Annotated in this window: 6 protein-coding genes; 4 read left to right on the forward strand and 2 right to left on the reverse strand. The window is 74.8% G+C overall.

Annotated features, from left to right (window positions below; genetic code table 11):
- The first annotated feature begins 29 nt into the window (after positions 1-29).
- From RBH18_RS18860 to RBH18_RS18870, 3 genes are all read left to right on the forward strand, one after another.
- A complete protein-coding gene (locus RBH18_RS18860) occupies positions 30-2,600 on the forward strand; it encodes a BTAD domain-containing putative transcriptional regulator (protein ID WP_306209538.1) in 2,571 nt (856 codons plus the stop codon).
- Between the two features lie 3 nt (positions 2,601-2,603).
- On the forward strand, positions 2,604-3,401 hold the full coding sequence (locus RBH18_RS18865; protein ID WP_306209539.1) for a DNA-formamidopyrimidine glycosylase family protein: 798 nt from the start codon (positions 2,604-2,606) through the stop codon (positions 3,399-3,401).
- A 205-nt stretch (positions 3,402-3,606) separates the two neighbouring features.
- Complete coding sequence (locus tag RBH18_RS18870) at positions 3,607-4,047, forward strand: MarR family transcriptional regulator (RefSeq protein ID WP_306209541.1); 441 nt, start codon at positions 3,607-3,609, stop codon at positions 4,045-4,047.
- Here RBH18_RS18870 and RBH18_RS18875 read toward each other — a convergent pair.
- Positions 4,012-4,890, reverse strand: coding sequence for an AraC family transcriptional regulator (locus RBH18_RS18875; protein ID WP_306209543.1), 879 nt, complete (start codon positions 4,888-4,890; stop codon positions 4,012-4,014). The genes RBH18_RS18870 and RBH18_RS18875 overlap by 36 nt on opposite strands.
- Before the next feature lie 88 nt (positions 4,891-4,978).
- Here RBH18_RS18875 and RBH18_RS18880 point away from each other — a divergent pair, with 88 nt between their 5' ends.
- Positions 4,979-5,788, forward strand: coding sequence for an SDR family oxidoreductase (locus RBH18_RS18880; RefSeq protein WP_306209545.1), 810 nt, complete (start codon positions 4,979-4,981; stop codon positions 5,786-5,788).
- Positions 5,789-5,940: 152 nt separating this feature from the next.
- On the opposite strand, the gene pspM is transcribed toward RBH18_RS18880, so the two are convergent.
- A partial coding sequence (pspM, locus tag RBH18_RS18885; protein WP_456237629.1) for a phage shock envelope stress response protein PspM occupies positions 5,941-6,396 on the reverse strand: 456 nt, incomplete at its 5' end.

Raw genomic sequence — 6,396 nt, forward strand, 5'->3', positions numbered from 1 at the left:
CAAGCCTCCTGCGTTTGTATGCTGCGCGCGTGCTGGAATGCCGTGTCCTCGGACCGCTGGAGGTCCTCTCGCGTTCCGGCCGCATCGACCCCGGCGGCCCGCAACCCCGCCGCCTCGTCGCCGCCCTCGCCATGGCACGGGGAGCGGCGGTCAGCGACGACCGGCTCGCCGAGGCGGTGTGGGGCGACCGGCCGCCCGCGAGCCCCGCGGTGTCACTGCAGGCCTATGTGTCGCGGCTGCGCAAGGCCCTCGGGGACCGGGACGCCCTCCCGCGTACGCCCGCCGGCTACCGCCTCGTGGCGCGCACCGACGCGGCGGAGTTCGAGGCGGCCGTGGCAGCCGGGCACTTCGAGGCGGCGCTGCGGTGCTGGCGCGGGCGCCCGTACCCGGAGCTCGACGAGTTCGCGGAGGCCGAGCGCGCCCGCCTGACCGAGCTGCACGCGGTCGCGGCGGAGGAGCGCGCGGCGGGCCTCCTGGCCGTCGGCGACGCACCCGCCGCGGTGGCCGAGCTGCTTGATCTCGTACGCGAGGAGCAGTACCGCGAGCGCCGCTGGGAACTCCTCATCCTCGCCCTCTACCGCAGCGCCCGCCAGGCGGAAGCGCTGTCCGCCCTGCGCCGCGTGCGCGCCCTGCTCGCCGACGACCTGGGCGTGGACCCGGGCCCGGCGTTGCAGAGCCTCGAGCGCCGCCTCCTCGCCCAGGACCCCGGTCTCCTCCTGCCCGCGCCGCCGGTGGCCCTGCCCCGGCCGCTGTCGCTGTTCGTGGGGCGCAAGGCGGAGCAGGAGTGGCTCGACACGGCGTTCCGGACCGCTCGCCTGGTGACGCTCGTGGGCCCCGGCGGCGCGGGGAAGACCCGGCTCGCGGTGGAGTGGGCGGCTGACGGCTTCCTCGCCCGGCTGGCCGACGTCCGGGCGCCGCGGGACCTGCCGTCCGCGGTAGCCACGGCGCTGGGGCTGGCCGACGTGCCGGCCCGCATCACCGGCGTCAGTGGCCTGCTGATCCTCGACAACTGCGAGCACCTGATCCGGGCCGTCGCCGGGCTCGCCGTCACGCTGCTGGCCGGCAATCCGCGGCTGCGCATCCTCGCGACCAGCCGGGAGGCGCTCGGCGTGGACGGGGAGCGGCTCGTGCCGGTCGAACCCCTGCCGCGTACGGATGCCGTGGCGTTGCTGACCGACCGCATCGCCGCCGTGCGTCCGGGCTGGCGGCCCTCCCCGGGGGACGACGCGGACCTCGCCCGGCTCGCCGAAGCGCTCGACGGCATCCCGCTGGCGCTGGAGCTCGCCGCGGCCCGCGCCCGGGTGCTCGGCCTGCACGAGCTCACCGCCGACGGGCCGGTGCCGCACGGGGCGGTCTCCCCGCACGCCACGCTCGCGGCGACCATCGCGTGGAGCGTCGACCTGCTGCCACCGGGCGACCGGGCTCTGCTGCTGCGGCTGTGGCCGTTCGAGGGCGGCTTCACGCTCGAGGGCGCGGCGGCGGTGGGCTCCGACCTGTCCGCGCTGTCGTCGCTGGTCGCGCGCTCGGTGGTGGCCGCCGACACCACCGTCACCCCGGTCCGGTACCGGCTGCTGGAGATCATCCGGGCGTACTGCCGCGCGCACGACCCGGCGCCGGATGCCAGCCGCGCCGCCCATGCCGCGTGGGTACGCGCACTCGTCGCCCGCACGTGGCCGGAACTGCGCGGCGACCGCTCCACCCGGGCCATCCGGGTGCTCAACCGCGAGCTGCCGAACCTGCGCGCCGGCCTGGCGCACGACCTGACGGCCGAGCCGGGCGAGGCGCTGCGGACGGCGGGACGGCTGGAGTGGTTCTGGTTCCGGGGCGGGCACGTGGCGGAAGGAATCCGTACGCTCACGGCGGCGCTCGCGGCCCCGGCCACGCCCAGCGACCGCGCCCGTGCGCTGGGCGCCCGCGCCTCGCTGCACTGGATCGGCGGGTCGCTCGACGCGGGCCGCACGGATCTCCTCCAGGCGCTGGACCTGATCGCCGGGGACGAGAAGTCCGAGCTGCTCGGGCAGTTGAAGTACTACGAGGCGCTGATGTGGAACGCGTACGGGGAGTTCGCCCGCGGCGCGCAGGGTGCCCGCGAGGCCATCGCCATCAGTACGGCCCTCGGCGCCGAGTGGCTGGGTGTCCTCCCCCGCGTCGCGCTCGGGGCGGCGCTGGCCGGGCTCGGCGACCTCGACGGCGGCCGCCGGTTGCTGGCCGAGGCGATCGGCGTCGCGCACCGCGCCGGGCAGGGCTGGAGTGCCGCGCTGGGCGGGCTGTCCCTGGCCCGGGCGTGGCTCGACGAGTCCCCTCCGACGGCGTTCGGGCTGCTGCACGAGGCCATCGAGCGCTTCCGGGCCGAGAACGACATCGGCGGCGTGCTGTCCTGCCTGCACACGGGCGCGCTGGCGATGGCGCGCGCGGGCCTGGTCGGCGAGGCAGCGCGGTTGCTGACGGCGGTGCGGGCGTACGCCGTACGGCGGGGGCTGTTGCCGGACGCCATCGACCCGCCGACGACCGCCCTGCTCGACGCCGTCGTGCCCGCGTGGGACGGGCCGGTGGCTGCCACGGAGGAGGACATGATCGCCCTGCTTCCGGGGAAGAATTGAGCCATGCCCGAAGGTGACACCGTCTGGAACACGGCCCGCGTGCTGGAGAAGGCGCTGACCGGCGACGTGCTGACCGGTTCCGACTTCCGCGTGCCCAAGCTCGCGACGACCGACCTGACGGGCTGGACGGTGGCCGAGTCGGCGAGCCGCGGCAAGCATCTCCTGCTGCGCCTGACGCGGGACGGGGAGGAGCCGCTCACGCTGCACTCGCATCTGCGGATGGAGGGGGCGTGGCGGGCGTACCGGCCGGGTGAGCGCTTCACCCGCCCGTCGCACCTGATCCGGGTCGTGCTGCGCACCGCGCGGTCCGTGGCGGTCGGCTATCACATCCACGAGGTCGCGCTGCTGCCCACCGCGCAGGAGGACACGCTGGTCGGGCATCTCGGCCCGGACCTGCTGGGCGCGGACTGGGACCCCGACGAGGCCGTCCGCCGGATCGCGGCCGGCCCCGACCGCACGATCGCCGAGGCCCTGCTCGACCAGCGCAACCTGGCCGGCGTCGGCAACCTCTACAAGGCCGAGACGCTGTTCCTGCGCGGGCTCTGGCCCTGGACCCCGGTCCGCGACGTCGCGAACCTCGCGGGCACGGTCAAGCTCGCGCAGAAGCTGGTGGCCTCCAACCGCGGGCGCTGGACGCAGACCACCACCGGCTCGCTGCGCCGCGGCCAGACCAGCTATGTGTACGGCCGCCGCGCCCAGCCGTGCCGCCGCTGCGGCGCCGCGATCCAGAAGGCGGAGCTCGACGACCGGGTCACGTACTGGTGCCCGCACTGCCAACCGGAGCGGCCGGCCGCCCGATAAACGCACCTCACGATGCAGTGCCTGTTCGTGGCGGTCATGGCGAACTTCGGCCGATGGCTCGTCATCATCCGAGGCCGACGTGCTGCGCGGCGAGGCCCTGCGGTCGGCACGGGAGCCGCACGGTCCTGGGACCGAGGTCCATGGCCGCGGGGCCGCCGAGGACGCGGCTTGACCTCAACAGAGGTTGAGTTCCTACGGTCGGCGCATGACCTCTCTGGCGGCCGAGCCCGTCGCCTACTGGACCGGGCTCGCGTACGAATCGGTGATCGCCTTCATCCGGGCCCGGCAGGCGGAGCTCGGCGTCACCCAGCCGCAGTTCTGGCTGCTGCGCCACCTCTCCCCGGACGACATCTCGCCGGACGGCCGGGGCATGACGGTCGCGGAGCTGACCCGGGCGATGAGCTCCTACCTGCGGCGGGAGGACGATCTGGAGGCCGAGGCGGAGGTGCTGCTGGACCGGGGCTGGCTGGCGGCCGACGAGCGGGGGCGGCTGACGATCACCGACGCCGGCGAGCGGGCGCGGCTCGACGTGCGCAGTCACACGCCGGAGATCCGGGCGGCCATCCACGCGGGCATCGACGACGCCGACTACGAGACGACGGTCCGGGTGCTACAGCGCATGATCAGCAACACCAGCCAGGGCTGAGGTCTGGCTCGGGGAGATGCCGAAGAGCCGCCTGTACTCGCGGCTGAACTGCGACGGGCTCTCGTAGCCGACCTCGTGCCCGATCGCGGCGACGTCCCCGGGCGCGGCGGCCAGCCGGATCCGGGCCCGCTGCAGGCGCAGCTGCTTCTGGTACTGCACCGGGCTCATCGTGGTGACCTCGCGAAAGTGCCTGTTCAGCGTGGCGACGCTGACGCCCGCGTGCCGGGCCAGGTCGTCGACGCGGATCACGCGGTCGAAGTGCTCCTCCATCCACCGGGCGGCGCGGCGCACGAGCACGAACCGGTCGTCCGCCCGCCCGACCTGCCGCACCAGGCCGCCCAGCGGGCCGGTGAGCAGTCGCCAGTGGATCTCGCGCTCGATGCCCTTGGCCAGCACGGCGAAGTCGCGGGGGCGTTCGACCAGGCGCAACAGCCGCAGTACGGCGTCCAAAAGCTCCTCGTCGGCCACGGCGACCCCGGCGCCCGGGCCCGCCGTGGCCGGCGTGGCCGCCTCGGCCGCCTCGAGCAGCAGCTCGGCGACGAGCTCGGGCCGCAGCCGCACCCCGGCCGCCAGGAACGGGTCGGCCCGGGTCACCTGGGCCGCGACGGCCAGCTCCATCGAGAAGATGAGGTACTCGCCGGCGCCGTAGCGGAACTCGTTGCCGGCCAGGGACAGGCGCTTCTCCCCGGCGACGACGACGGCGAACAGCGGCTCGAAGTTCGAGCAGTAGGGCTGGGTCTCGGTGGTGACGGCCGACACCAGCGAGCCGGGCAGCCAGCTGCCGCGCGGGGCCCGGCCGGCCAGCTTGGGGATCAGGTCACGCAGCTCGGTGAGGGCGTCCACGGGCCGAGTATGGCTCATTGAGCGGATCGGGCAAGAGCCTGACCGGAACGATCTAGGGTCCGCGACGCGGTGGCCCGACGATGAACTCATGACTCAGACAGTGCTCATCACCGGAACCTCCAGCGGCCTCGGCCGGGCCACCGCTCAGCTCTTCGCCGACCGGGGCTGGAACGTCGTCGCGACCATGCGGACGCCGGCCCCGCTCTTCGACGCCCCCAACGTGCTGGTCACCCGGCTCGACGTGCAGGACGCCGGGTCGATCACGACCGCGGTGGAGGCCGGGCTCGCGCGGTTCGGACGGATCGACGCGCTGATCAACAACGCGGGCTACGGCGCGTACGGGCCGCTGGAGTCGACCCCCTGGGACACGGTCGAGCGGCAGTTCGGCGTGAACGTGCTCGGCCCGCTGGCGACGATCCAGGCCGTCCTGCCCCACTTCCGCGAGCGGGGCAGCGGCGTCATCGTCAACATCTCCTCGATCGGCGGGCGGTTGGCGTTCCCGCTCGGCACGCTCTATCACGGTACGAAGTTCGCGGTGGAGGGGTTCTCGGAGTCGCTGCACTACGAGCTGGGCGAGCTCGGCATCCGCGTGAAGCTGGTCGAGCCGGGCGGGATCAGGACCGACTTCGGCGGCCGGTCGCTCGCGTTCCACAACGAGCCGGCCATCCCGGACTATCAGCCGCTCGTGCGGAACGTCCTCGGCGAGCTCGGGCCGCTGGTGGCGAACGGCTCGGAGCCCGCGGCGATCGCGGAGGTCGTCTACGGCGCGGTGACGGACGGGTCCGACCAGCTCCGCTACGCGGCCGGCCCGGACGCCGAGCAGATCCTCGCGGCCCGCCAGTCGACCGGCGACGCAGGCTTCCTGCCCACCGTGAAGGCCCAGTTCGGCCTGGCATGAAGACGACCGCGGCGCCAGAGGAGTCCCGCGAGCTCAGGCGCAGCTGGGAAACGCGAGGTCAGGCGGCCGGGCTCGCAGGGTCAGGCGGCCCGGCCCGTGCGAGCTCAGGCGGCCCGGATCAGGCAAACTCAGGCGGCCCGGGTCGGGCGAGGTCAGGCGGCCGGGGTCGGCGGGCGGCGCAGCTCGGACAGGCCCTCGGCGATGCCGCGCAGCCGGTCGGTCGCGTCGATCAGGCTGGTCAGCGCCGGGTGCTGCGCGGCGGCGACCGGGTGGCCGTCCTCGGCGACGTAGGACGCGGCGGAGGCGACCAGGTTTTCGAAGGCGGTGACGCCCTCGGTGAACTGCGCGGCCAGGCTCTCGTGCGACTCCTGCAGGGCGGCCCGCTGGTCGGGCGGCGTCAGGGGCAGCGCGCGCTCGACGCTGGCGACGCGCTGGCCGAGGTCGCGGAGCCACTGCTCGGCGGTGGCCGCCTCACCGACGGCGGCCTCGCCCGGGCCGGTCAGGCGGCCGGCCAGGCCCACCATGGTGGCGGAGGCGCGGTCGAGACGGTCCCAGGCCCGCGCGACGGCCGAGCCGCGGACGGCGTGGCGGTTGCGCTGGCGGCGCAC

The organism is Actinoplanes oryzae, from assembly GCF_030757795.1.
Lineage (GTDB): Bacteria > Actinomycetota > Actinomycetes > Mycobacteriales > Micromonosporaceae > Actinoplanes.

What these genes read in the sequence shown, in the direction of transcription:
- RBH18_RS18865 (WP_306209539.1), top strand. Translation starts at nt 2,604, where the DNA reads ATGCCCGAAGGTGACACCGTCTGGAACACGGCCCGCGTGCTGGAGAAG.
- RBH18_RS18880 (WP_306209545.1), top strand. Translation starts at nt 4,979, where the DNA reads ATGACTCAGACAGTGCTCATCACCGGAACCTCCAGCGGCCTCGGCCGG.
- RBH18_RS18870 (WP_306209541.1), top strand. Translation starts at nt 3,607, where the DNA reads ATGACCTCTCTGGCGGCCGAGCCCGTCGCCTACTGGACCGGGCTCGCG.